The following is a 24,673-nucleotide window of genomic DNA, read 5'->3' as shown; positions in this document are numbered from 1 at the left end:
AATGCTCACCCTACGGCTTAATTTTTTTGATTTTGAGGGGTAACAAATGCCAAGTTTAGATTTGTCAGAAAAACGCATTTTGGTGACAGGTGGGGCGGGTTTTTTAGGTCGCCAAGTGATCGATCAATTGCTCAAAGCGGGGGCAAATGCCGATAAAATTACGGTGCCGCGATCGCGTGATTATGACCTGCGGACAATGGCAGCTTGCCAGCAAGTTGTCCAAAACCAAGATATTATTATTCACCTCGCAGCCCACGTCGGTGGTATTGGTTTAAATCGGGAAAAACCGGGGGAATTATTCTACGATAACTTAATGATGGGCGTACAACTAATTCACTCTGCCTATCAAGCAGGAATCGAAAAATTTGTCTGTGTTGGGACTATCTGTGCCTATCCAAAATTTACCCCAGTTCCCTTCAAAGAAGAAGACCTCTGGAATGGCTATCCCGAAAAAACCAATGCCCCTTATGGAATAGCCAAAAAAGCCTTATTAGTGCAACTCCAATCCTACCGACAACAATACGGGTTTAATGGGATTTTCTTGCTGCCGGTCAATTTATATGGCCCAGAAGATAACTTTAACCCCAACAGTTCTCATGTGATTCCAGCCCTAGTTAGAAAAGTCCATGAAGCCCAAGTTAAAGGCGAGAAACAACTCTATGTTTGGGGGGATGGTAGCCCTAGTCGTGAGTTTCTTTATTCCACTGATGCAGCGCGAGGCATTGTCTTAGCCACCCAACATTATAATGAAACCGATCCGGTTAATTTAGGCACCGGATATGAAATTAAAATTCGGGATTTAATTGAATTAATCTGCGAATTAATGGAATTTCAAGGGGAACTTGTGTGGGAAACGGACAAACCCAATGGTCAACCCCGCCGTTGCTTAGATACAGAAAAAGCCAAACAAGCCTTTGGGTTTACCGCTGAAGTGGACTTTAAACAAGGTCTAAAAAATACGATAGATTGGTATCGACAACACACGGATTTGTGAGTTTCAGAAACCGGGTTTCTCCAAGAAACCCGGTTTCTTGTCTTGGAGATACCGGGTTTCTTTTGTTTTCTCTGTCTGTGTCTCTCTGTGTCTCTGTGGTAAAAACTGCAAAATTATTGCTAAAAACTATTGACAAATTAAAAATTTTACGGGAAAATAAAAATATGGTTATAGTGGAAAAATTTGCCGACATATATATAGATCACTCAAATCAATCATATACCCAAAGTATTTAGGCAACCATTTTACTACCCAGTTTAGGGATTGATTTTACGGTTGCAGATGCGGAAACTCCTAATTAAATATGCCGCTTCTGCTGCTTCGATGAATCCGACAAATACGCGGTGTTTCACGGGTGCTAGTGATGCGAGTACGGCAGTCGCAATTGGCGCTAATTATATGTTAGTTGCTGAGGATCGCGAGCGAAAAATCCGCTTGTACGATCGCCACAATTCCGGTTTACCTCTCAACAGTTTTGACTTTACCTCTTCCCTCGGTTTAACGGATATTTCCGCTGGTGTTCCTAGAGAAGTCGATATCAAAGCTTCCACCAAAATTGGCAACCGAATTTACTGGTTAGGTTCCCACAGTAATTCTAGCAGTGGCAGTTCTCAACCCAACCGCGATCGCCTATTCGCGACCGATATTTCGGCCACTGGCACAAATACCATCATAAATTATGTTGGTCGATATGATAATTTAAGAAATGATTTAATCGCTTGGGGAGATGCCAATGGTTGCAATTTTACCGCCAGTGCTGCTATTAATAAAATACCGGAAACAAGTGATGGTAGCGGATTTAATATTGAAGGATTAACCATTGCCCCAAACGGCACTACCGGATAGATTGCTTTTCCTACACCAAACCTACCTAACTCCACTCGCCAAAAAGCCTTAATTGCAACCAATATTATAAATTTACCGACTTAGTAACAGGTGTGGCAACAAACGCAAATATCGGCACACCAATAGAATTAGATTTAGGGGGAAGGGGAATTCGCAGTATCGATCGCAATACTAACAACCAATACCTAATCATAGCGGGTCTTCCCGACGCAGCCACCGCTACTGCCCCCAAAGATTTTCGCCTTTGCAGTTGGACGGGAAACCCCAGTGACCCACCCGAATTACTGTTAACCGATTTAACCGGATTAAATACTGGATTAAATATTGACAGCAGTCTTGAATCACTTGAATCAATCGTCGAAGTCCCTATAATAATAACTAAATTTGAGAATTTAGTTATTTTAAATGTACTATATAAACTCTATCCTTCACTAAAAGTGTATGGAATATCGGACATTCCTACTTGTAGATTAGTTCTTGCCGCTGATACGGTACTAGACCCTGTGCCCCCATTCGCGATCGCAGCTATCCCAGTAATATTCCCAGCACTTCCAGAAATATTCCCAGAAATTTGAACGCCGGTATGAGTATGCGATGCGGCGGCTGCACCGATCGCCTCTGGGGTAAGCGGGTCAGAACCCTCGATTGCTTTGGGGCGTGGATCTCAAAATTCTCAATAATCAAAGCTTCTGCGCGTGAATCAGGTGTCGAGTTGCTTGCCCAAAGGAAATTGTTGTAGGCACAGCAGAAAATTCATAAGCGTATTGGCCGGGAATTTCAATTTCAGCATTTGCGGCAGTAGCTGGTTTGCTGGCCACCTTACCTGTTGCCACATACAAAGTATTAACAGAACGATTGATAATGATTAATCGCTTTCTGTCTTACGTGCCGCGATCGCATCGACAACCGTCACAGACACAGCAATGGTGGCATGAGCGCTATTGCTGTAAGTTTTGGTGTTGTTGCTGACTGGTTGATTGCCAATAAATTGTAACATTTTTACTCCTTGTTTGTTTCTGGATAACTAATGGATAATTGCCACGGATAAAATTGAATTATCAAGAAATATTTCGCAGTATTTCATTGGATTTGCCTCGATTTTTATTGAGAAAATTATCAATTTTAGCATTTGTGATCATCGAAAAAATCTAGAGCAAATTTTATTTTCGACTTGACATGGTTAAAAAAGCCAATTAACAGTCAAATGTTAAAACAACAAGTAAATCATTTTGAACCCCCAGATACAGGAAAAATATTGGTAAAGATACACCAAAGTTAGAATAATTTGTTCTTGAACAGGTAATGTAAGTAATTTTCCGACCCGCCCCTTTGACATTACTGGTGGTTTTTAACAGATCGGCATCCGCTTTTTTTTGGAGGTGTACAATGGAAGCTTCTCTCGACAATTATTGTAAATGCTTATAATTTATTCCTATAAGCATCGGTGTTAATTCGGGGTGTTATTCAATATATTTTATAATTACGCTCATAGCAGGACAAAAAAATTGAATCTTATTATAGCATATACTTTAATTTTTGGATATGTCTAATACCTAACTTTACAGGTGGCTGCATACAAGGGAACGAATCGCACAAGTGAAATAACTATAGCAATCCTAAAACAAGGTCGAAAATTTGCCCTCGCCCCCCAACCTGGGTCATGGGAGAGGGGAATCTCATTCACAAATCCTGCACGGATAGCTATATAGGTCGGAGATGCTGGAAATGCTGGCAATTATTTACAATATTTAGCAAGCTGGACGGCAATTTCCGATGGCATGGAGGTAAAGCGAATTAAGAAAAAATAATCGTATGTGGAACATTTCTTTAAAACTTTGGCATAAATATCACCAGGTTCTTCGTCGTTAGTCAGTTCTATGTCCAAGTTAATTTTTAGATTGCTTAATGGTTCAATCAACCTTTCCGCTTTTATTTCCGCTATTTCTTTGGATAATTTGACTAAAGTTGCTCGATATTGAGTGGAATTGATATGTTTGCCATCGATCAAGCTATAAGTTAAAGCAATTTCGGGTCTAACCGGAAATAGTTCGGCTTCCATTTTGGGCATGAACTGCATATATCGACCGCCAATGCCGCCGACTTCATAAATCGTAATTTCTTGATTAAATCCTTTAGGATTGACGATTTTTTTGTCATCAATTCTGAGGGGATTTTTGATGCTTTGCATAGTAGAGTCTGAGATTAGTATTTGTCCGCCAATTGTGTAGGACTCGATCCGAGAGACGAGGTTGACTTCACTGCCGATCGCGGTATATTCGGCGTGTTTCTGAGAGCCAATATTGCCGACGATCACTTCCCCGGTATGAATGCCAATTCCCATTTCAATCACAGGTAAATTTAATTGGCTCAGTTTTTGATTGATTTCTTTCATGGCAATTTGCATGGCGATCGCACAAGCAACGGCTCGTTCGGGGTCGTCTTCACGGCTAGTTGGGGCGCCAAAAATGACTAAAATTGCATCGCCCATAAATTTATCAATCGTGCCATTATATTGTTCAATGATTTGGCACATTCGCTCTAAATAAATATTCAATAAATTGACGACTTTTTCCGGAGGCAAAGGTTTAGCTAAAGCGGTAAATCCCCGCAAGTCAGATAACAGTAAGGTGACAGTCCGGTTTTCGCCGCCTAATTTGAATCCTTGAGGACTTTCTAGTAAGTTGGCAATTACGGCATCATTTAAATAACGCCCAAAGGTTTTTCTAATTTGTCCGGCGGTTCGGGCAATATATCCTTGAATGGCGATCGCCGATCCTAATAAACCCAATAAGGGCAGAACAACGGGAATCCACCAGCCGTTTAAAAAGCTAAAATAAGTAACTCCAAACAAAGTACAAATACTCAGCAATAAACTGCCTGAACTCAGCCAAGATATGTGATTGGTGCCGCTAGAATATCGCCATTTCCAAGTTAGGGTTGAACCTAAAGCTGACCAAGCAAAAATCCAAACCCATTCCAGGGGTTCTGGCCAAGTTTTGACTAAGGGGCGATCGCTCAGTACCGTCTCCAAAATTTGGCTGGCAACATTGGCATGAATTTCTACTCCGGCAGTCGGTTCAGGAGTGCTAATCATGCCACTACTATAAGGAGTAAAAAAGAAATCATTCAGGCTTTCGGCGGTGGAACCAATTAACACAATGCGATCGCGCATCAGGTCATCGGCAACTTTATTTTCTAGCACATCAGTCATCGACACGAATTGATACGGGCAGTGATTTTTGTTTCGTAAACAAGAAGGTCCGCGAAAGTTTAATAAGATTTGATAACCGGATGCATCTGCTCGAATATAACCCCCATCATTGCTTTCAAAAGGAGGAAAAACCACATCACCAAATTTAATCCAGCTTTCATCGGTTAAGCTGACCGGAATTCCCGCCGCTTCCAAATATAACCAAGCTAGAGTAAATCCTAAACTATAAGTAGGATTGCCTTGGCGATCGCTCAGATAAAAAAAGGCGCGTCGGATTTTTCCATCGGCATCTTCCACAAAATCATTGGCACTCACTTGCTCTAATTCCGCTAATTCCGGCGGGGGATTCACCCCAAAAGCGTTTTCGTCTCCGACAACTTTCTTAATCCCAATTAAATTCGGTGTAGATTTGTAGATTTCCACTAATTCTTGATGGCCAGGTTCTACGGGTAAATCTCGATAAATATCCAAACCAATGGCACGAGGTTGCTGGACTTTAATTTTGGCCAATAATTCAGCCAGCACGCGATCGGGGACAGGCCATTGTCCCACATTGCGTAAATCCGATTCATTAATCGTGACCAATACAATGCGATCGTCTGGACTTTCCGGTGGACGTAAGCGAAAATATCGATCAAGTAATGCCCATTCGAGCATTTGCAGTCCACCAGTCCAACGCAATCCCAATAATAAAATTGTCAGGCACGGGGCTGCGATCCAAACCCCACGCCATTCCCAAATTCGCTGTTTTAGCTTGGCCCACATAGATTTGCGATTCGCATTTGCGATCATGAACGGGAATCGGCTGTTAGTTATCTAATCTTAACTATCCACTATGAGTTTTCCTGTATAAGCCGCAGGGAAGCGGGGGTGCTTTTTAGGGTGTAGGGTGTAGGGTGTAGGGTGTAGGGGTTTGAGAGGGTGTAGGGGTTTGAGAGGGTGTAGGGTGTAGGGTGTAGGGTGTAGGGTGTAGGGGAAGAGGATGCATAGGATGCATAGGATGCATAGGATGCATAGGATGCATAGGAAAATTCTCTATTCTCTTTTCTCTATTCTCTTTTCTCTCTTCCCCCCACACCGATGGCGGCCGATGGCGGCCCCACACCCTTTCAAACCCCCACACCCTACACCCTGCACCCCTGCACCCCACACCCCGAAACCCCCTACTACAACCAATTCCCGACCAGGACAAATGGAGCCCAATAAAAAGGATGTTGATATTGGCGATTTTGCAGTAAGGTGAGTTGAGTCTGATGCAGTGCTTCAGCTTTGGTAATCTCCGGCTTACTGCTGAGTATGCGGTAGAACTCTACCATAAATAGAGCGGTGGCTTCATCTTTGACGGCCCAAAGTGTGGCGATCGTGCTGCGAGCGCCGGAACGCACGGCCATTCCCGCTAGTCCCAAGGCAGCGCGGTCATCTCCAGCGGCGGTTTCGCAGGCACTAAAGACTAATAGTTCAATCGGGGTGCGCTGTTTGGATGAGCGATTTTTGCCACCACTTTGGTTGGATGAAAGAAATTCACTGAGATCTTTGACGTTAATTTGTCCATCCCAAGTGAGAATAAAGGTGTCTTCGGCTTTGGAACTAAACTGTCCGTGAGTGGCTAAGTGAACTACCGGGAAATTTCCTCGATCCAGTTGTGCTTGAATGCTGCTGCGGGTAAAGTTTTGATTGAGCAGCATTTGAGTCGGCAGTTGGGATTGAATTTGATTGAGTTCAAACTCTACCGCAGGCAGGGGGGAAAATCCTTGCCGAGATTCGCTTAAGCCAGCGGTTAAGGCTTGGAGGTTGGTTTCTCCCAAGGATCTCGGTTCTAGAAGTTGTAACCCAGGAGTGAGCGCGATCGCATATTTCTCGATTAAATATTGCTGACCATTGTATAAGGTGGACATGGGCACATTCCGAAATGCTCCATCCGGCACAAATACTAAGGTTTTCACCCCACTGGCAGCGAGTTCGGTTTCGACAGGGCGAATTAGCCAATCATAAACTTGTTCCGAGAGTTCCAAGCGTTGTTTTCGCGGCACCACCGGACTTAATGAGATTCTAAATTCTGCCAGGATGGATTCTACTTCTGTTTGAGAAACCGCACTACTGTAGTGAATTAAAGGTTTTCCCGGTAAGGAAAGAATCACCTCTAAGCGATCGCTTAAAATAATTGGATAAATTACGGCAGCGCTGGGGTCGATTTGATCGATTTTTACGGGTTTGGTATCTAAACAGGCATCCTGAAAAAAGTTATCCAATTCCGCTAATTGCAGTAATTCCATTACATCTAAGGCGGTTTTCAGGTCGCTTTGACTTGGTTCATTGGTGAGCAATTCACTGACTAATTCTCGATAGACAGGTTCCACACTTTCTCGGAAAGAAAATTGCACGTCAGAGTTGATCGCGACGATATCATTCCGCAACGACTGAAGGCTATTCACCGCTTCGGTATAAACGGCGATCGCGCCGGTTTTTTGGCCGCTATTTTTTAACAATCTGCCTAATTGCCATTGCCATTGATAGGCAATATCCGCAGCATTAATTGATTGAGCAATTAGTAATGCTTGTTCTGTCACCTGAGTGGCGGCTGAAAATTGTTCAGTTTGGGTATAAAGATAGCCTAATTTTCCCAGGGCATAAGATTCTGCCCGTTGGTCATTGATACTTTTTGCTTCTTGAATGGCTTTGGCTAACTGTTCCGCCGCTTGATTTAGATAATTATGATTGATATAATTATTTTGATTTTTAGCGGTATTTTCAGAGTTTAAATGAATTAAGTTATCGGCAAAATTAATTCGAGCATAAACCCCAGCATGACTCGGTTGAATGGGAGCAAGTTCTGACGCAATTTCCGGCACCAAAGAAACCGCATCCGCCCATTTTCGCTCAAAAATCAATAAACTTAGTTGATTTATTTTAGCTTTTAGTCTATTAATTTGACTAGGGCAAGATTGATTTTCCGCAGGGCATTGGGCTACGGCGGCAGCTTCTTGATAATAAGCATAAGCGGCGTCAGAGTCTGCTTGATTGCGGGCGGTATTTCCTAATGCAATTAAATTGTCGCTAATTTCTTCAGGTTTGCCTAATTTGCGCGTAATTTCTAGGCTTTCTAGTAACATTTGACGAGACTGGTCAATGTCACCAATTTGTTGTAAGGTTTTACCCAGCGATCGCAAAGTCGCGGCTTTGATTAAAGAGTCCGGTTCGCTTGCCAAGGCTTGCACCACTGCGGTTAAAGTTCGCCGCGATCGCAGATACAAACCTAATCTTTGCATGGCTTGGGCTTGATTAATTTGACTGCCAATAACTCCCAGGCGATCGCCCGCTTTTTCATAAGCCATTTCTGCTGCTTGCCAAGTAGCTAAAGCTGCCTCCATATTACCAGCGGTTAATTCTTGTAATCCTTGCTGGTTTAAGGTTTGAGCGCGAATTAAATCCGAATTTTCCGCCAATAAAACCTGGCGATCATTGCGGTTTGGCGTTAAAGCACTAGGATTTGGAGATATTGGTGTTAGCAGAAACGATGGGGTTTTAGCTAACACCTGAGTTGTCATAAAACAACTTAAAAATAAGCAGATGAAAGTCAATATTTTTTGCTTATTCATGTTTTTTTTTAATAGATGAGTTTGACGCTTGTTTGGCAAAAATCTGAATATGTTTGTTAGCAAATAAACATGATATAGCAGCGGAGTTATGAAGTACAAAAAGCCTGTCATTCCCGCGCAGGCGGGAATCCAGAAAACCTCTGTAATCCAGTAAAAACCGCTATAACTAATTGCTAGTAATTTTCTAATTTTGTCTAAATTAGCAATCTAAATTAGCGCCATTAATTAGCGCTTGGCGGATTATTCTCAGAATATTCTCGGTTTTCTGTTGGATTTTCCGGGGGATTTGACTGGGGTGAGTCATCCGCTTTGGCCACGGGATCCTCAATGGTGCCATTATCAATTTGTTCCTGCAAATCTGAGAGCATTTCAAACATTTTATTGGTGACTTTAAATACAGGTTCTTGGGACATGATTTTCTTCCTTAAATCCATAATGTTTAATAAGTAGGTGAACATAATTAATTAATTGCACTTTTCGTTCCCCGCCGATAGGCTTTGGATTCCCGCCTATAGCCCTTTGGGCATGGGCTTCGCCTAACGCGGGAATGACAGTTTTTCTTTTCATGGGGTCTGTGATGCATTTATTTCTGCCCGGAAACTTAATAGATCGACTAAAAATCGATCTACTGGGATGATGACAAAATTATAACCGGGCGATCGCCTCTTCAAGTAACTGACAGCCCTGGGCAACATTAGCCATGCGAGATAATTGATCTCGTAATTCATTCGCCCCTACAAAGCCTTTGGCATACCAGGTCATGTGTTTTCGGGCTTGCTGCACCCCGCGATCGCCCTTATACTCCCACAATAAAAGTAAATGTTCCTTAGCACATTCTAACCTTTCTATGGTAGTGGCTGGTGGCTTTTGTTTTCCTGTTTTCAAAAAATAATCAATCTCACCCACTAAAAACGGATAGCCCAAAGTTCCACGGGAACACATCACCCCATCGGCCCCAGTTTCCTGCAAACAACGAATCGCTGATTCCACAGAAAAAATATCCCCATTGGCAATCACGGGAATCGAAAGAATTTCTTTAACTTTAGCAATCCAATCCCATCGTGCATGACCCGTATAACCCTGCGATCGGGTGCGACCATGAATAGTAATCATTTGCGCTCCCGCATCTTGCATTCTTTGGGCAAATTCTAATATATTAATTTCATTATCATCCCAACCAATCCGGGTTTTTACCGTCACGGGTACATCAACCGCTTTGATTGTTTCTCGGACAATTGCCTCAGCGGTTTCTGGTTCCCGTAATAACTTAGAACCGCCCCCTTTTTTGGTAATTTTATTCACCGGACAGCCCATATTAATATCAATGGTATCTGCCCCCTGTTCTACAGCAATTTCCGCCGCTTTTGCCAGGAAATCAGGGCGACAATCAAACAGTTGAATACTAATGGGAGTTTCCTGGGGGTCAACTTCCATTATTTTTGGTAATTCTCGGAGATGCTGTAATTGACTTGCTTGCACCATTTCTGTGTACATCATAGAATTTGGGGCATAGCGGCGAACTAAACGTCGAAATACCAAATCTGTCACCCCAGATAAAGGCGATTGGAAGACTCGACTTTGAAGTGTAAAAGCGCCAATTTTTAAAGGCGTCGATAATTTATGTTTGAGGTGAGGATCTAGGGTAGGGTTTAGATGGGCGATCGGCAGGTCTGTCAGCATTGTGAATCAGTGAATTTACCAGATAGGATTAATCATTATATCATCCTATATTCATTATCCGCGAATGAATTTGATTGATTGTCACCCTACTTCAGCCGGCGATCGATAGGCGATGAATTTATTGCTCCTGGATATTTTTGACATTAGTACCCATTTCCTTCAGCAATCCCAAAACTTCTCTCCAGGGGTAATCGTCCCCATAAGCACTCAACCGAGTCAAGGTATTCTGGAAGATAATTGAATCAGAAATATTGGCCAAATACCGGGCAGCAAAATATTCGTGAAACGTCAAGGGAGAAAAGGAGTAAATTCCTCTCGCGCGTTCTACTAATAATCCATGATGCATTTCTATTAAATTCAGGACTACCTCACTTTCTTCTCGGAGTGATTCCGCGTCGGTTTCACCGGATTTTATTGCTGATAACTGATCGTAAATATAAGAAATTAATTCCCGTTTCTCGAAAAAATACTTACCTGATTCAAAAGTATAAAACGCGATTTGGCTCAATAACTTAATTTTTTGGTTGCGTGACCAATTTATTTCTGGCTCATCTCGTTGAATCAAAGCGGATTCATAATTCTCAAACAAAAAAATATCTAATGCTGCTTCATAAATTTTATGCTTGATCTTCTCAGAAAAATTATTTTGACTATTAAATACGATCGCCAATAACTTTAGTAAAATAGGAGTCATCCCTAGTCCCCGCAAGGATTGGTTTTCTGGTAAAGCCAGCTTTTCCAGAAATTGCCGGGATTTTTCTAAGCCAACTGCGGCATGATTGTCCGCCGCCAGCACAAACCATTTCTGGGCAAAAAGTTGAATATCTGCCTCGCTAAAATCCGCTAATTCTTTAGTGTCAAACCCAGGGATATGGTAATGTAATGCTCCTAAGCGACAGGTAATAATAAATTGATTGCGATCGTAAGTTTCGGCAAAACTGGTAATTGCTTTGATTACTTGCGATCGCCTTTCTTGATTCACCTGATCTAAGCCATCCAGTAAAATTAAAATTTGGCCTTGTTTGAGCAAAATTTCTAGGTGGTCGGGATTAATGCCTAACGCCCCATATTTATAGCGGAGATACGCCAGAAAACTTAACTCGTCTTTTTTTAACTCTTCGATATGCTTGACTCTTTGAATCCAGCGGCGGATGGAGATAAATAAAGGAATCTTTGACGATGGCAATTGTTGGCGAATGGCACAGAGAGATATATATTTTAACAAAGTGGTTTTGCCACTGCCCGGTTTGCCTAAAATTAAAAGTTTCTGACAACTTTCTACCGCTGACATGGCAGGAATTGTCTGCGAGTTCATCTGCGGTTTCAAAGAATTACTCAAAGAATAATCTAATCGGTCTAAGGGATTTACCTGAGCGGATTTACTGGGAAAACTACTTTCGTTTAATTCCGTAATATCTAGCCAAGTTTGACCTCTGACTATGGGATAAATTTTTTGTTCAATATAGATATCTTCTAAGGGAACCGGATGCCCTGTTTCTAATAAGTTAATGGTGCTATTGATCTTTAAAATTGACTCCGTTAAAGCTTCTCTCACTGCTGTCACCAGGGAAGGAATATCCCCTGTATTCAAGGCAGCTTGAGGATTTGACTCGGTTTCGGCTAAACTTTCCCCAGTTAAACCGGCAATTTCAGCCCAATCTAAATCTAAACTTTGACAAATATCGATAAAAATATGTCGTTCAATGGGACGACCAGAGAAAAACTTCCAGATTGACTGACGAGTCTGGAGTCCGACTTCAGCGGCTAGATATTCTTGGGTCCATCCTTTGCGTTCAAAGGCTTTTTTGGCTTGTTCTATCCCAGATGGAGAGGCTTTGAGCGATCGTTTAGTCATTTTTGTTCCCGGCTTTGCAGTATTTATACCTAATCACTACTGTATATGCCGCTAGATTAAACAGCCGTGATCGAGAAGTTGCAAATTAGCGATCACTGTCTGATTTTTTGTTGAGTGCGATCGCCCTGACTCGGTGATATGGACAAAAAATAACTGCGATCGCATACCACAATTTTCTGTGACGGCGATCGCGATTTCAGGCGATCGCGATCGCATATTCGCCATGAGTCCCAACATTTCTTAAAAAAAGATTATATTGCCTAATATTAATGTCACCTAACATTAACGTAAATAATTTGCTAAGTTTTAGCATTAGGAGGCCAAAAGGGGCAGCCCGTAAGCAACTCATTGCCCCTAGCCCGAAGTTATACATAAGTTGAACATAAAATGAACATAAAACAACCGCGATCGACAAAGATAACCTGATATAGTCATAAATAAAAGGAACCTGAGTGTTGGTTAAGCGATATCCAAAGTATTTTACTTAGCCAAGTTGTGTCACAGCAGGTAAAAAAATTTATGATTATGCATCGGGAACGTCCCACCCAACTAACCCTTCAAAATCTGGGTCAAATTTGTCAGCAATGGGAAGGCTTTACCGGCGGACAATGGACGCAAGAAGTTAATATCAGAGATTTTATCCAACAAAACTATACTCCTTATTTAGGAGATGAATCATTTCTCAAACCGGCCACAGAACGCACCAAATCTCTTTGGCAAGAAGTCTCAGAATTAATGAAGCTGGAACGGGAGAAAGGAGTGCTAGATGTGGATACCAAAGTCCCATCAAGTATTACCGCTCATGCCCCCGGATATATTAACCAAAACCAAGAAATTATTGTCGGTTTACAAACCGAAAAACCTCTCAAACGTGCGATTATGCCCCTGGGGGGAATTCGGGTGGTCAAAGCCTCTCTCGCAGCTTATAATTATCAACTCGATCCAGAAACCGAAGAACTCTTCACCAAATACCGCAAAACTCATAATGATGGGGTGTTTGATGCTTATACCAGTGAAATGCGTTTAGCCCGTCATGCGGGGATTATTACCGGGTTGCCGGATGCCTATGGTCGGGGTCGGATTATTGGGGATTATCGTCGGGTCGCTTTATATGGCATCGATCGCTTAACTCTGGATAAAAAACAGCAACTTTCTGCCCTAGAAGTGGATGTGATTGATGAGTCAGTAATTCGACTGCGGGAAGAGGTCAACGAACAAATTAAAGCCCTGGTCGAACTGAAACAAATGGCCGCCGCTTATGGGTTTGATATTAGTGTTCCAGCGGCTAATGCCAAAGAAGCAGTGCAATGGACTTATTTTGGTTATCTCGGTGCCGTCAAAGAACAAAATGGTGCTGCCATGTCTTTGGGACGGGTTTCTAATTTCCTGGATATTTATTTTGAACGGGATTTGCAAAATGGCATTTTAACCGAAGCGGAAGCCCAAGAAATTATTGATGACTTCGTGATTAAATTGCGGATGGTGCGGTTCCTGCGATCGCCTGAATATAATCAGCTATTTTCTGGAGATCCGGTTTGGGTCACAGAAGCGATCGGCGGTATGGGAGAAGATGGCCGTCCTTTAGTCACCAAATCTAGTTATCGTTTCTTGCATACTTTAGATAACTTAGGCGCCGCACCCGAACCGAATTTAACGGTTTTATGGTCAGAATTTCTACCCAAGAAATTCAAAAATTTCTGCGCCAAAATGTCCGTGACCACCAGTTCCATTCAGTATGAAAATGATGATTTAATGCGTTCTGAATTCGGCGATGATTACGGAATTGCTTGCTGTGTTTCGGCGATGGAAATTGGCAAAAAAATGCAGTTCTTTGGGGCGCGGGTGAATTTAGCCAAAGCCCTGCTGTATGCAATTAATGGTGGCAAAGATGAAAAATCCGGCCAGCAAATCGGGCTTAAAGTCGATCCCATTACTGCGGATTATCTAGATTATGATGAGGTCGTGGCTAAATTTGACGTGATGATGGCATGGTTAGCCAAAACCTACGTCAACACCCTGAATGTAATCCATTATATGCACGATAAATATTGTTATGAACGCTTGGAAATGGCGTTACATGACTTAAATGTTCAGCGGACAATGGCTTGTGGGATTGCCGGTTTATCGGTGGTGGCTGATGCTTTATCGGCGATTAAATATGCCAAGGTGAAAGTGATTCGCAATGACAGCGGTTTGGCCGTAGATTACCAAATTGAAGGGGATTATCCTAAGTTTGGCAATAATGACGAGCGCGCCGATGAAATTGCGGTGAATTTAGTCCGGCAAGTGATGAATAACCTCCGCAAACATAAGACTTATCGTGATGCAATTCCCACTCAATCAGTTCTGACCATTACTTCTAATGTGGTGTATGGGAAAGCCACAGGAAATACCCCCGACGGACGCAAAGCGGGCGAACCTTTTGCCCCAGGTGCTAATCCCATGCACGGACGGGATACCAAAGGCGCGATCGCCTCTATGAGTTCCGTCGCCAAACTGCCTTATGATGATGCCCAGGATGGGATTTCTTACACCTTTACCATTGTCCCAGAAGCCCTCGGTAAAACTGAAGAATCTCGCATCAATAATTTAGTCGGATTATTAGATGGTTATTTCCACGAAACCGGACATCAAATTAATGTGAATGTCCTCAATCGTGAAACCCTCAAAGATGCGATGGAACACCCAGAAAAATATCCCCAGTTAACGATTCGGGTTTCCGGTTATGCGGTGAACTTTATTAAGTTAACCCGCGAACAACAAATGGATGTGATTACGCGGACTTTCCACGATCGCTTCTAATAAAATGCGCCAAGCCCCGTAGGGTGTGTTAGGCGGTCAAAACCCCATGATAAACCAACCAGAATCATCGGTTTCTGACCGCCGTAACGCACCAAATCAATCGCGATATTCTATATTTGTTATCCGGGGACACGGCAATGCCGTGTCCCTACGAGTCATAAATATTCAAAAAATATTCAAAAAATATTCAAAAAATTATGCCAATTACAGGTAAAATTCACTCCCTAGAAAGTTGTGGCACCGTTGATGGTCCCGGCATCCGATTTATTATTTTTACCCAAGGCTGTCCCCTGCGGTGTTTATATTGTCATAACCCCGATTGTCGTAATCTGCAAGATGGTCAAGAAATCTCCGTTGACGATCTGATTGCGGAGGTGCAAAAATATCGGACTTATATGCAGTTTTCCGGTGGAGGTCTGACGATTTCTGGGGGTGAACCTTTGATGCAACCAGAATTTATCACCGAAATCTTTAAACGGGCTAAAGCATTAGGTATCCATACCGCCCTGGATACATCTGGGTTTGTGGATTTAGAAGTGGCTAAACCTGTCTTAGAGTATGTGGATTTAGTCTTATTGGATATTAAATCTTACGACCCCGTTACTTATTTTAAAATTACCCATGTTGACATTCAGCCAACTTTGACGTTAGCTAAATATTTACAACAAATTCATAAACCTACTTGGATTCGCTTTGTGTTGGTGCCAAATCTATCCGATCGCGAGGATAATATTCAGGGATTAGCAGAGTTTGTTTCCCACTTAGATAATGTGGAAAAAGTGGAAGTTTTACCGTTTCATAAAATGGGCGAGTATAAGTGGGAAACTCTGGGCTATGATTACCGTTTGCACGACACGCAACCGCCCAGTCCGGCAGAAGTGAAAAATGCGATCGCGATTTTCCAGAAATATCATCTCACCGTTCAATAGCAGAGGAGCGGGGGTGCCCACCATCTGCGGGGGTGCGGGGGTGCCCACCATCTGCGGGGGTGCAGGGGTGCCCACCATCTGCGGGGGTGCCCGCCATCAGAATTTTTCTCCTCATCTCCTCTGCTCCTCATCTCCTCATCTCCTCTGCTCCTCATCTCCTCTGCTCCTCATCTCCTCTGCTGCTCATCTCCTCTGCTCCTCATCTCCCCCGCCGACGGCGGGCTCCCCTGCTCCCCTGCACCCCCGTCCCTATTTTGGCCGTTTCCTAGAAGTCGCACAAATATTCCCTAAAGTTATACATAAGTTGAACAAACCATAGACGCGATCGCAAACAAGCACTGTTGATACTAATAAATATAAGGAAGGCAACCAAAGCCAAACGAATTACAAAACCCTTAATAGATTAGGAACAAAAACAATGTTTGCTACTGAAACTATTTCCCCAGTCTCTACATTTTCCGTTTATACTTCTCGCAATTCTGATAGTTTAGACGCTACATCAAGTAATCCAGAACAAAATTCTCCCGTCGCTCCATTAGTGGCTAAATTAATCGATCGCAACTGCCAAGGCGGAGAAGCGGCGACCATTATCAACGATTTGTCGGCGGAAAAACTGCTGGAAGTAATGGATTACTGGTGGAAAAATAACGGATTTTAATTCTGAAGATTAAGGTCAGAAATTATACTTATTATTTAACGATTAAGCAGTGATATAAATTCAAGATTTTGCTTAATAAATCTACCCTGATAAAATATAATAAATTCCCGGTCGAAAAAACCGGGAATTTTAGCTTATAGCGGTTATTATCGTTCGGGAAGTACAGAAGTTTTCTGGATTCCCGCCTGCGCGGGAATGACAGGGTTTTTTTGTACTTTATAACTCTGACAATTGCTGTATTGGATGAAGTACATAGGTGTTCTGGATTCCCGCCTGCGCGGGAATGACAGGTTTTTTTTGGACTTCATAACTTTGACAATTGCGGTAGTGATTTTTTGGTAATTTTACTGAATGTTATACCCAAATAAATTGGGATTGACTTCGGTTAACTTTAAATCACCTAATCCATATTCGACCCAACGGCGATCGACCATTGCCGCTACATCGGGGTCTGACTCCAAAGGTTTCCCCCATTCATGGTCGGTTTCCGGGGGAATTTTCGTAGTAGCATCAATGCCCATACGTCCCCCTAAGCCGATTTTTTCGCTGGCAAAATCTAAGGTATCAAAGGGGGTATTTTCCAGAATAAATACATCCCGCGATGGGTCAACTTTAGAACTAATTGCCCAAACCACTTGCCGGGGGTCGCGAATATTAATATCTTTGTCTACGACTATGACAAATTTGGTATAAGTAAACTGGGGCAAGGCACTCCAAAAAGCCAGGGCAGCCCGTCGCGCTTGTCCCGGATAAGCTTTATCAATGGAAATAATTGCGGCTTTATAACTTAGGGCTTCCATTGGCAGGAAAAAGTCCACAATTTCCGAGACTTGTTGCCGCAAAATTGGGGTATAAATCCGATTGAGAGCGATCGCTAACATCGCCTCTTCTTTCGGGGGACGACCACTAAATGTGGTTAAATAAATTGGGTCTTTTCGATGGGTCATACAATGGAAGCGAATCAATGGCGAATCTTCCACTCCGCCGTAATATCCCATGTGATCGCCAAATGGACCATCGGGCAATTCTTCCCCAGGGGTAATAGTTCCTTCTAATACAAATTCACTATCAGCGGGCACTTCTAAATCCACGGTTTTGCACTTGGCAAGTTGCACCCCGCTGCCCCCATAAAGTCCGGCAAATAACCATTCTGATAAGTCCACGGGGATGGGCGTCGCAGCAGCCATAATAATCAGTGGGTCAATACCGAGGGCGATCGCTACTTCTAACTTTTGCCCTTTTGCCGCTGCCTTGCGTAAATGGCGGGCGCCTCCCCGGACCGACAACCAATGCACTGTCATCGTATTCCGGGATTGCAACTGCAACCGATAAACCCCCACATTCGGCGTTCCCGTCTCGCAATCTTTGGTTATCACCAGACCCAGAGTAATAATTTTCCCCGCATCCTCACCATAAGGGCGAATCATGGGGATTTTGCCCAAATCCAAATCATCTCCCTGAATCGTCACCTGCTGACAAGCGGGGAAAAAGTCCCGTCCTGGCTTGGCTTTGAGCACATCAAACAGCACCTTACCAAACTCTACCGCTTGGGCGACCTTTTTCGGTGGCTTTGGCTGTTGCAACATCGCCAGCTTTTTGCCCAACTCTTCTAACTCAATGGGCTTTTCCATATTCATCGCCCAGCAAACCCGTTCTTCCGTGCCCATCAAATTAATCGCCACGGGATGATCGGAACCTTTGACATTTTCAAATAGAAGTGCCGGCCCTCCCGCTTGCAGCATCCGATTAGAAATTTCGGCAATTTCCAAATCCGGGTCAACCAAAGCACTAATCCGACGTAATTGTCCCCGTTCTTCTAGGAGTTTCAGGAATCCGCGTAAGTCTCTTGCCATTTTGTTTGAAAATTATTAAGCATTATTAAGCGTCCTTTCTATTATCCGCCGCGATGCCCGGATTTCTACCCTGACCGGAAGGCAAGAGACAACGGGGGAGCGGGGGTGCGGGGGTGCAGGGGTGCAGAGGAGCGGAGGAGCGGGGGAGAACAATTAACAATTGATAATTGACAATTGACAATTAAATCAAATTATCAATTATCAATTATCAATTATCAATTATCAACCAGTTTTTTCTAAGAAAACTTGGCGCTGGTCAATTTCAATTACTTTGAGTTGGTCGGCAAATAGCTTCATAAAAGCATCGATCGCCAGTCCGGTATTCCATTCGGGATGGTCTTCAAAGACAAAATTATAATCATCAAAAATAATCAGCCCACCGGGTTTCACTAATCGCCAGCTAATCACCGCATCTTCTAAGACATCACTGGCTTTATGGGAACCATCAATATAGACAATATCGAAGGAATTTAAGGGGAGCGATCGCATCACTTCCTGGGAATAGCCCACAATTTTATTCACCTTATATCCTGCCCCATTGCGGGCAATATTAACATCAAAATTTCTCTCAATTAACCGATGTTTTTCCGGATTATTAATCTGGAAATATAACACCCCTTCAAAAATATCAATACAAGTAATTCTGGCGTCAGGATCCGTCAGCACTTCATCCAGTAACCAACAAGTCGCCATGCCTTCAAAACAGCCAATTTCCAATATCTGTAATCCGGGGAAACCGGCATATTTCTTTAAATGCTTTGTCCACAGAGGAATCAAACAAGTAAAGCATTCTGCGGAAATAGAATAGCCTTTTGCGGCAAATTTTTGCAAATAAGGAATGGTTTGCAGTCGTTCTTTGGCATCCAGAACATCTGGGTTAAATTCTAAAGTTTTGGTAAATCTCAGGGCTGCTTCGTCAAACGCTGCCCCTTGATAATCAAATAAAGCGTGATAATATAGTGCTAATCCTAAATTAAACTGCATGGCTGCGGAATTAGGATTTAGTTCCAATGCTTGACGCGATACTTGAACCGCATCGACATATCGGCATTTTTGCCAATTTTGATAGTTATTTATGGTGTAAAGTCTCGCTAAAAAATGACTAGCTTCAGTAAATTCTGGATTTAGTTGTACTGCTTTTTGGCAAGCTTGAATTGCTTCTAATATTTTTTCTTTTTTTTCCCAGATTTGCGCTAAATTAAAATAGCCACCGGCTAAGTTTGGTTGCAGTTGAATCACTCTCTGGGCTAGAGATTCTGCGGTAGTTAAATCATTATGCTGCCAATAATTTACCGAACATTGAGCATAAATATTCGCCAGTTTTTCCCCTAATTTAGATTTTTTATTTATTAGCTGCGGGTTAATTAAACCAGCATTTAAGCAAACTTCACTAAATTTTAAGTAATCTAGATAAAATGGCCGTGAGTCTATTAAATAGTCTAAAATTTTCCAGACTAAATCACGATTAATTAACTGGGGATTTGTGCTTGGTAGTAATTGGGTGGCTTGAACTAAAGCCGAATTTCCATTTACTTGAAAGGTTCCTTGTTGGATACTCAGGAAGATGTGAGAAAGTAACTGGTTTAAGTCTGGAGACATGATTAATTATTAAACATTAACGATTAATAATTGTAGCATTATGGGTTTTCCCTGTTATTGCTTATTCGTTATTCTATGACGTAGAACAAATAACAAATAACCAACAACCAAAGAATCCCTACCCAACAACCAACAGGGAACAGGGAACAGGGAACAGGGAACAGGGAACAGGGAACAGGGAACAGGGAACAGGGAACAGGAACTATTGCAACAGGAACTATTGCAATATTCCCTGATAACCGTTCCCCGTTCCCTGACAACCGTTCCCTGTTCCCCAACCAACAACCAAAGAATCCCTACCCAACAACCAACAATCAACAATCAACCAATAAAAAAGGTGGGCAAAATTTGCCCACCCTACTTATATAAGCGATCGCCTAGGAAAGTCCTTGATTTCGCATAAACTTCTCTAAGCGATCCATGCCTTTTTCAATGGTGGCGAGATCCGTGGCATAAGAGAGACGAATGCAATCATCGGCGCCAAAAGCGATCCCCGGAATGACGGCAACTTTCTCCGAGTCTAATAAGGCTTTGGAGAATTCCAGCGATTTCATCCCGGTGGCGCTGATATTGGGAAACATATAAAAGGCGCCGGTAGGTTTGGGACAAATGATTCCCGGAATGGCCGTTAATCTATCAAACATGACTTGTCGGCGTTTGGCAAAGGCTTCTACCATTTGCGCTACACAGTCTTGTGACCCTTCCAAAGCCGCGATCGCGCCATATTGGGCAAAGGTACAAACGTTAGAAGTGCTATGACTTTGAATGGTACTCGTGGCTTTAACGATCGGCAAGGGCCCAGCCAAATAGCCCAAACGCCACCCGGTCATGGAGTAAGCTTTGGCAAACCCGTTACTAATAATGGTGCGTTTAAATATCTCTTCACCGAGGGAACCAATACTGATATGCTTCTCATCCTCGTAGAGAATTTTCTCGTAAATCTCGTCGGAAACGACCAAAATATCTTTTTCCACGACAACTTGCGCGATCGCTTCCACTTCTGCCGCGCTGTAAACCATCCCGGTCGGGTTTGACGGGGAGTTAAACACCAATAACTTAGTCTTCGGTGTGATGGCTGCCCGCAGTTGTGCCGCCGTAATTTTATAGCCACTCTCCTCGGTGGTGGGCAGAATGACCGGGACCGCATCCGCTAATCGCACCATTTCTGGATAACTCAACCAATATGGCGCCGGAATGATTACTTCGTCACCAGGATTGAGGATCGCCACCATTAAGTTATAAAGCGAATGCTTTCCGCCATTGGTGACGATCACATTTTCCGCTTTGTAGTCCAGACCGTTATCAGTTTTCAGTTTATTGGCGATGCACTCGCGCAACTTCGGTTCCCCAGACACCGGGCCATACTTAGTTTTTCCGGCCTCCAATGCTTTGGCCGCTGCCGCTTTGATATGATCCGGGGTATCAAAATCCGGTTCTCCGGCACTGAAACTACAAACATCAATTCCTTCTGCTTTCAGCGCCTTGGCTTTGGCAGCGATCTCCAAGGTGAGTGATGGGGTAATTTGAGCAACTCTATCTGCCAGCTTCATGGCTAATCAATATGAAAGTAAATTTTCTAAGTTGATAAATATCCTACTGCAATGTTAAATCAAGGAATTCAAATGTCAAATGCTGGTGACATCAAAATCTAGGAAAAACTTAGGAAAACTATGAAGCGGAGATTAGCAAACCTATTGCCCAAAATCATAAAAGCTGTCTATGAAGAAAAGCTTAAAATTTGCCTTAGCATGATTGATTTGCATCCAAGGGATAAAAATTTTGACTACCATGACTACATAGATCGTCCCCACTCATGGCATCACAAATTCATCATTAAATAAACCGGAAAAATTTTTCCCCTCTGTAGTCAGAAGTCTTTGCCATTATCCCTGGGTGGGGATTTGAATCGATCGCCCCTGATATTCGGGCAAGGCTGCGGCATGGAAACGGGGCAAAATTCGCGCTTATCGGTCGATCGCAGGGGACAAGAAAAGAAAATCGGGGGCGATCGCGGCAAGTTTAACTTTGTGATGATTTTTGTGATGATTTTTGTGATGATTTTTGTGATGATTTTTGTGAGAGTTTTCCCCAGCGGTCTAATTTAGTCAATTTTAGTCAATCCTCGTATTTTCACGGAGAGGCATCCGTAACTACATGAGAAATTCACATTCTTGGGGGCGCCGCTGGGAAGTTAATCGGATTATCGCTGCGGCGATCGACTCCAGTCCGCGAAATCCTCTGTGTTACATCAGAGGTTTGAGTCGTGTGTGGTTGTTGGTTTGATATTTTTACCAAATAACCAAATAACCAATAAATCATCAGAATTAGCTCGGTATTAGGTCGATTAAAGATGTCTGAAAGCGAATCAAGATGGCATCTGGGGGCGATGGTGACGAAAATCACCGCAGGTGCTTACGGCGATCGCTTTATGTTGATGGGGCGATCGGTTAATCTAAGAGTATCAGCAACAAAAGGACAAAACCTTTGAGATTGTCACCAGCAATCTTTATTCTAGTAGTCTTTGCCTCAGACAAACCCATTGATTGATGCTTTCACAGAAACTTTATATAAAGATAGGGAAAATTACTGATGATTCAAGATGATCCGCTTGTTAGGATTGATTTATCCAGTAAAGATAAAACTTTCAGAGAAAAAAATCAGGGTTTGACCACAACGCTGAAAAATATTAAAAATTTAATCAGCTAAGTCCGAGAGGGTGACAAGATTACAGTTTAATCACTCAATTCAAACTCACCCAATCAACCCGCTACCTAGTTAATCAATTTTTCGATTCAATAAAAACTCACAAAAAGCAATCAAGGGGGAGCCATGATGAACACTAAATTATTCGCTACTGCCGCTGCCGCTACTACCGCCACCGCTTTACTAGGTTTTGCCGGTGCCGCCCAAGCCTTCTCATTTGGCAACAATGGCATGAGCTTTGGCCAGGACACAGGTGTCAAGTTTAACTTTATCCAGTCTAATAACTGGTTCAAGTCTACCGTGTCTGTTTATGAAGTGACTAAAGACGCCAAAGGCAAGCTCCAGACCACCTTGGTCGCCGATTTGTTCAAAGAAGTAAAAAATTCTGACAATGGTTCCAAGAACGGATTTTTGGGAACTATCGAAGGCGGTGCAGTCCAAGTCGTCAACACCACAGTGACTTTTTTGGCCAACAAAGTTTACGCTCTCGGTCTGACCAGCGCCAATCCTGACGGGACTGGCACTGCAAGAACTGTCTTCACCATGAATGCCCTGAATATTGGGGGAGGCCAACGCGCAGTGTTTGAAGCACCCCACAGTCAAGCTAAAAATGGCAATGATGGTGCAGCGTTGCTTAATCCAGGTGGCTACTCCGTCGCAGATCCTTTCCAGCCTCATCCAACTGATCCCAATCGTTTCAAACCTGTCAGTATTGGCTTTGAGGATATCTACTGGAATGCTGGCGATGCTGACTACAATGACTTTATCGTCACCGCTGAAGCCCCCGAACCGTTGACGATTGGTGGTCTAGTCCTGGGAGGCGCTGGTTTGTTGGCCGCTCGTCGTCGTCGTCAAGGGAAACAAGCTTAGTCTCCATAAAAGAATCTGCGCCTGCATTGATGGGATTTTGATTTGATTGGATAAAATACTTTTCCGCAGTTGGTTATATAGACCAACTGCTTTTTTATGGTTCCCCAACCCTGACTCTAGGTAAATGTTTCATCCCTTGCGAAACCCAGTATTTATGAGTTAAAACAGCAGAAACATCTAGTCAATACAATCTTTGGATGACGAAAATAATTAACCATCACTTTTATGAACTCGCTTATGGACTCGCTTAAATTATGGGAAAGTCCCAAGTATTGGCTGTTGGCGATCGCCACAGGCTTAATTGCCATCCATCTCACCTTAACTTGGCGATCGAACAACGTCGATGTACTCGGCACCAGCTTGCTGTTTTGGGGCGCGGGTGCGATACTGATGTGGGAAAAAAAAGACTCACTGGACTTGGAAACTGAGCTAGTCTCAACCTTGGCGGGCATCTCGATCCTCGCCTTGGTGCTACTCAAAAGTCTTTCCATCTCCGGTTATGACATTTTCCTGCGTTTTTCACCGTTAATTTCTGGGCTAGGGCTGGGGCTGCTGGCTTCTGGTTTCAAAGGCTTAAAGCAATATTGGCAAGAACTACTGATCGTCGGTTTTATTGCCATTCCCCCCGGATTAATTTTAAAGTTTATTGATGTTGCCCCAGTCACCGCTAGATTTAGCCATTTTATGCTTCATTATTTAGGTGTTAATGTCACTCGCCAAGGAGTTCATCTAATTGTCGCCAACTCCAGTTTAGAAGTCGCTTCTGGTTGTACCGGAGTCGGGGCAATATTGCAATTGCTGGGACTGGCAATGCTGGTGTTATTAATGTTTCCCACCAATTTACGCCAGAAAATTTTGGTGCTGCTGAGTGCAACCGTGGTGGCATTTGTGGTCAATGGCGCCCGAGTTGCTCTGATGACCTATCTGTTAGCTTTTTATGGTCAAAAAGCTTTTGAATACTGGCATTATGGGGATGGTTCTCTAATTTTTTCGATGATTGCGGTGGCGATTTTTGGATTATTCTGCTGGTTTACGGTGTTGCGAGATGAACCGAAAAATTCACCATCGGGAGAATAA

20 protein-coding genes are annotated in these 24,673 nt (G+C 43.1%); 10 read left to right on the top strand and 10 right to left on the bottom strand.

The window, feature by feature from the left end:
* The first annotated feature begins 46 nt into the window (after positions 1-46).
* The 3 genes from ABWT76_RS27385 (at position 47) to ABWT76_RS27375 (ending at position 2,415) form a co-directional block, all read left to right on the top strand.
* Entirely contained in the window at positions 47-994 is a 948-nt protein-coding gene (locus tag ABWT76_RS27385; RefSeq protein WP_054466687.1) for a GDP-L-fucose synthase, read from the top strand.
* 282 nt (positions 995-1,276) lie between these two features.
* Entirely contained in the window at positions 1,277-1,840 is a 564-nt protein-coding gene (locus tag ABWT76_RS27380; RefSeq protein ID WP_190879456.1) for a hypothetical protein, read from the top strand.
* A gap of 92 nt (positions 1,841-1,932) precedes the next feature.
* Positions 1,933-2,415, top strand: coding sequence for a hypothetical protein (locus tag ABWT76_RS27375; protein WP_054466685.1), 483 nt, complete (start codon positions 1,933-1,935; stop codon positions 2,413-2,415).
* Between the two features lie 290 nt (positions 2,416-2,705).
* Here the strand turns inward: ABWT76_RS27375 and ABWT76_RS27370 are convergent, their stop codons facing one another.
* The 7 genes from ABWT76_RS27370 to ABWT76_RS27340 all read right to left on the bottom strand — a co-directional run bounded on the left by ABWT76_RS27370 (position 2,706) and on the right by ABWT76_RS27340 (position 12,419).
* The gene (locus ABWT76_RS27370) at positions 2,706-2,837 is read right to left on the bottom strand and encodes a hypothetical protein (RefSeq protein WP_255353197.1); all 132 of its coding nucleotides are present in this window, start codon (positions 2,835-2,837) and stop codon (positions 2,706-2,708) included.
* Between the two features lie 738 nt (positions 2,838-3,575).
* Positions 3,576-5,816: a CHASE2 domain-containing protein gene (locus ABWT76_RS27365; RefSeq protein WP_190879454.1), complete on the bottom strand. Its 2,241-nt coding sequence runs from the start codon at positions 5,814-5,816 to the stop codon at positions 3,576-3,578.
* Positions 5,817-6,217: 401 nt separating this feature from the next.
* Complete coding sequence (locus ABWT76_RS27360) at positions 6,218-8,596, bottom strand: CHAT domain-containing protein (RefSeq protein ID WP_190879450.1); 2,379 nt, start codon at positions 8,594-8,596, stop codon at positions 6,218-6,220.
* A gap of 272 nt (positions 8,597-8,868) precedes the next feature.
* Positions 8,869-9,060 (bottom strand): hypothetical protein, encoded by a 192-nt coding sequence (locus ABWT76_RS27355; protein ID WP_054466682.1) that lies wholly within the window; start codon positions 9,058-9,060, stop codon positions 8,869-8,871.
* A 232-nt stretch (positions 9,061-9,292) separates the two neighbouring features.
* Positions 9,293-10,327 carry a tRNA dihydrouridine synthase DusB gene (gene dusB / locus ABWT76_RS27350; RefSeq protein ID WP_190879448.1) on the bottom strand — a complete coding sequence of 345 codons (1,035 nt, stop codon included), beginning with the start codon at positions 10,325-10,327 and terminating at the stop codon, positions 9,293-9,295.
* Between the two features lie 118 nt (positions 10,328-10,445).
* A complete protein-coding gene (locus ABWT76_RS27345) occupies positions 10,446-12,182 on the bottom strand; it encodes an NACHT domain-containing NTPase (protein ID WP_190879446.1) in 1,737 nt (578 codons plus the stop codon).
* A 51-nt stretch (positions 12,183-12,233) separates the two neighbouring features.
* Positions 12,234-12,419, bottom strand: coding sequence for a hypothetical protein (locus ABWT76_RS27340; protein ID WP_190879444.1), 186 nt, complete (start codon positions 12,417-12,419; stop codon positions 12,234-12,236).
* Positions 12,420-12,701: 282 nt separating this feature from the next.
* Between ABWT76_RS27340 and pflB the strand changes: the two genes are divergently transcribed.
* From pflB to ABWT76_RS27325, 3 genes are all read left to right on the top strand, one after another.
* Positions 12,702-14,984 carry a formate C-acetyltransferase gene (gene pflB, locus ABWT76_RS27335; RefSeq protein ID WP_354635253.1) on the top strand — a complete coding sequence of 761 codons (2,283 nt, stop codon included), beginning with the start codon at positions 12,702-12,704 and terminating at the stop codon, positions 14,982-14,984.
* Between the two features lie 197 nt (positions 14,985-15,181).
* Entirely contained in the window at positions 15,182-15,913 is a 732-nt protein-coding gene (gene pflA, locus ABWT76_RS27330) for a pyruvate formate-lyase-activating protein (protein ID WP_354635252.1), read from the top strand.
* 418 nt (positions 15,914-16,331) lie between these two features.
* Complete coding sequence (locus ABWT76_RS27325; protein WP_054466677.1) at positions 16,332-16,571, top strand: hypothetical protein; 240 nt, start codon at positions 16,332-16,334, stop codon at positions 16,569-16,571.
* Between the two features lie 344 nt (positions 16,572-16,915).
* Here ABWT76_RS27325 and ABWT76_RS27320 read toward each other — a convergent pair whose 3' ends face one another.
* The 3 genes from ABWT76_RS27320 to ABWT76_RS27310 form a co-directional block, all read right to left on the bottom strand.
* On the bottom strand, positions 16,916-18,424 hold the full coding sequence (locus tag ABWT76_RS27320; protein WP_054466676.1) for a UbiD family decarboxylase: 1,509 nt from the start codon (positions 18,422-18,424) through the stop codon (positions 16,916-16,918).
* Between the two features lie 222 nt (positions 18,425-18,646).
* Positions 18,647-20,023: a class I SAM-dependent methyltransferase gene (locus ABWT76_RS27315; RefSeq protein ID WP_354635251.1), complete on the bottom strand. Its 1,377-nt coding sequence runs from the start codon at positions 20,021-20,023 to the stop codon at positions 18,647-18,649.
* Between the two features lie 377 nt (positions 20,024-20,400).
* A complete protein-coding gene (locus ABWT76_RS27310) occupies positions 20,401-21,573 on the bottom strand; it encodes a pyridoxal phosphate-dependent aminotransferase (protein WP_054466674.1) in 1,173 nt (390 codons plus the stop codon).
* A gap of 327 nt (positions 21,574-21,900) precedes the next feature.
* Here ABWT76_RS27310 and ABWT76_RS27305 point away from each other — a divergent pair, with 327 nt between their 5' ends.
* From ABWT76_RS27305 to crtA, 4 genes are all read left to right on the top strand, one after another.
* Positions 21,901-22,128: a hypothetical protein gene (locus ABWT76_RS27305; protein WP_156331768.1), complete on the top strand. Its 228-nt coding sequence runs from the start codon at positions 21,901-21,903 to the stop codon at positions 22,126-22,128.
* Positions 22,129-22,373: 245 nt separating this feature from the next.
* Complete coding sequence (locus ABWT76_RS27300; protein WP_156331766.1) at positions 22,374-22,511, top strand: hypothetical protein; 138 nt, start codon at positions 22,374-22,376, stop codon at positions 22,509-22,511.
* Between the two features lie 341 nt (positions 22,512-22,852).
* A complete protein-coding gene (locus ABWT76_RS27295) occupies positions 22,853-23,596 on the top strand; it encodes a PEP-CTERM sorting domain-containing protein (protein WP_156331765.1) in 744 nt (247 codons plus the stop codon).
* A gap of 237 nt (positions 23,597-23,833) precedes the next feature.
* A complete protein-coding gene (crtA, locus tag ABWT76_RS27290; RefSeq protein WP_082348878.1) occupies positions 23,834-24,673 on the top strand; it encodes a cyanoexosortase A in 840 nt (279 codons plus the stop codon).

It is taken from the genome of Planktothricoides raciborskii GIHE-MW2 (genome assembly GCF_040564635.1).
Classification (GTDB): Bacteria; Cyanobacteriota; Cyanobacteriia; order Cyanobacteriales; family Laspinemataceae; genus Planktothricoides; species Planktothricoides raciborskii.
This window is presented reverse-complemented; position numbering and strand designations above follow the sequence as displayed.